This is a genomic window from Acidovorax sp. KPB24-03, from assembly GCF_057546605.1.
Window position 1 is genome coordinate 1 of the sequence record NZ_BAAJYR010000425.1, and the last position, 2,948, is coordinate 2,948.

1 protein-coding gene is annotated in these 2,948 nt (G+C 67.9%); it reads left to right on the top strand.

Annotated features, from left to right (window positions below):
• On the top strand, nucleotides 1-2,935 hold a 2,935-nt coding region (locus tag AC27KI_RS21980; protein ID WP_487115833.1), incomplete at its 5' end, for an amino acid adenylation domain-containing protein.
• Between the last annotated feature and the right edge of the window lie 13 nt (nucleotides 2,936-2,948).

Sequence of the window (2,948 nt, forward strand, 5' to 3'; positions counted from 1 at the left end):
GGGGGAGATCGAAGGGGCGCTGGCGCAGATCTGGGCCGAGGTGCTGGGGGTGCAGCGCGTGGGGCGCAATGACCACTTCTTCGAACTGGGCGGGGATTCGATCCTGAGCCTCAAGGTGTGCGCCCAGGCCCGTGCGCGGGGCCTGCCGCTGGGGCCGCGGCAAGTGTTCGAGCACCAGCGGTTGGCAGCCCTTGCCCAGGCGATTGCCGCGACCCAGGCCGAAACCCCTTCGGCAGACCCTTCAGGGCCGCCCATCACGGCACTGAGCGCTGCAGAGCGTGTCGGTCCCCTTGCCCTGTCGCATGCGCAGTTGCGGCAATGGTTCCTGTGGCAACTGGATCCACAAAGCACGGCGTACCACATCAGCGGGGCCTTGCATTTGCAGGGCGCGCTGGACAGCGAGGCCCTCCATGCCAGCTTCACCGATCTGATCGAGCGGCACGAGGCCTTGCGCACCGTGTTCCGCCCGCGCCTTGACGGCACGGCCGAGCAGGTGATTCAGGCGCATTCCCGCTTCGCACTGGACGTGGCGGATCTGCGCACGGTGGCACTGGCAGATCGGCCGCACCGTGCACAACAGGCGGCCCGGCGCATCAGCCAAACGCCCTTCGATCTCAGCGCGGGGCCGTTGCTGCGGGTCGGGCTGATCCGCCTCGGCGAGCGCGAGCATTGGCTTGTGGTAGTCATGCACCATATCGTCTCCGACGGCTGGTCCATGCAGGTGCTCGTGGAGGAATTCGTGGCCCGGTACCGGGAGCGGTTATTGGGCCGGTCCCTTGCGCTGGCGCCCCTGCCCATCCAGTACGCCGACTATGCGGCTTGGCAAAGGCAGTGGCTGGAGGCCGGTGAGAAAGACCGGCAGCTCGCCTATTGGACAAAGCAGTTGGGCGACGAGCATCCCGTGTTGCAACTGCCCACCGATCACGGTCGGCGCACGGAGGGCCAATACCGATCGGCGCTGTGGGAAATCGAGCTTCCCAAGGAACTCGTCAGCGCCCTGCAGCGTCGGGTGCGTTCGCAGGACGCCACTTTGTTCGTTGCACTGCTTGCGGGTTTCCAGGCACTTCTGCATCGCTACACAGGCCTGCACGACATCCGCGTGGGGGTGCCCATTGCCAACCGCGACCGGGTGGAGACCCAGGGCCTGATCGGATTCTTCGTGAATACACAGGTGCTGCGCGGGCAGTTCGACGGTCGCACGCCGCTTGGCGAAGTGCTGGCCGCCGCCAGGCAGGCGGCACAGGGTGCGCAGGCGCACCAGGATCTGCCCTTCGAGCAATTGGTGGAAGCCTTGCAGCCTGATCGCAGCCTCGGCGTCAGCCCCCTGTTTCAGGTGCTTTTCAATCACCAGCGCAATGGCCTTGCCTCCTTGCGGGATCTGCCGGACCTGGTACTCAAGAACCAGCCTTTGCCGGATGGTGCGGCGCAATTCGAGTTGACGCTCAGCACCACGGAGGAAGCGGATGGACAGGTGTGCGCCCAGTTCATCTATGCATCGGAGCTGTTCGATTCTGGGACGATAGAGCGGATGGGGGAGCACTACATGGCGCTCTTGCAGGCGCTGGCGGAGCGCCCCGGGCAGGCGGTGGGCGAGGTGCCGTTGCTGGGCGCGGCGGAGCGCGATCGGCTGGCGGCGTGGGGCGACAACCGCCAGGGCCACGGCACGCCGGTGGCGGTGCACGAACTGTTTGAGCGCCATGCGGCGGCGCAGCCCGATGCCCCTGCGTTGGTGTTCGGCCAGGAGGCGCTGAGCTACGGCCAGCTCAACGCCCGCGCCAACCAGCTGGCGCACCGGCTGGTGAAGCTGGGGGTGCGGCCCGAGACGCGAGTGGGCATTTTGGTGGAGCGCAGCACCGAGATGGTGGTGGGGCTGTTGGGCATCCTGAAGGCCGGGGGGGCGTATGTGCCGCTGGACCCGGAGTACCCGCCGGAGCGGCTGGCCTACATGGTGCAGGACAGCGGCATCGGCCTGCTGCTCACGCAGCACCAGCATGGTGGCAAGGTGCCCGAGACGGCGGGCTTGCAGGTGCTGGAGCTGGACACGGAGCGGCTGACCGACGAGTGCGAACACGACCCGCAGGTGGCGCTGCACGGTGAGAGCCTAGCGTACGTCATCTACACCTCCGGCTCCACCGGGCGACCCAAGGGCGCCGCCAACCGGCATGCCGCCCTGCACAACCGGTTGGCCTGGATGCAGCAGGCCTATGCGCTGGATGCGAGCGACACCGTACTGCAGAAAACCCCGTTCGGCTTCGATGTATCGGTGTGGGAGTTCTTCTGGCCCCTGATGCAGGGCGCGAGGCTGGTGGTGGCAGGTCCGGGCGACCACCGGGAGCCGGCCCGGCTGGCCGCATTGATCCAGCGCCACGCCGTGAGCACGGTGCATTTCGTGCCCTCCATGCTGCAGGCCTTCCTGGCCCACGACGGCACCGCTGCAGCATGTACCAGCCTGCGGCGCATCGTCTGCAGCGGAGAGGCTTTGCCTGCGTCAACGCAGAACGCCGCGTTGCGGCGGTGGCCGCGAGCCGCCCTTTACAACCTGTACGGCCCGACCGAAGCGGCGATCGATGTCACGCAGTGGCAGTGCCGTGAAGACGGAGGCACGCAGGTGCCGATCGGGCGGCCCATCTCGGCCACGCAGGCGTGGGTGCTGGATGGCCAGTTGAACCCGGTGCCGCAGGGCGTGGCGGGAGAGCTGTACCTGGGAGGCATCAGCCTGGCGCGGGGCTACCTGGGGCGGCCGGGCCTGACGGCCGAGCGGTTCGTGGCGGGGGAGGGCGGCCAGAGGCTGTACCGAACGGGAGACCTGGTGCGCTGGAACGCGCAGGGGCAGCTGGAGTACCTGGGGAGGCTGGATCACCAGGTGAAGGATCCGGGGGCTGGCGGATCGAGCTGGGGGAGATCGAGGCGCAGTTGCTGGCGCAGCCCGAAGTGAGGGAGGCGGTGGT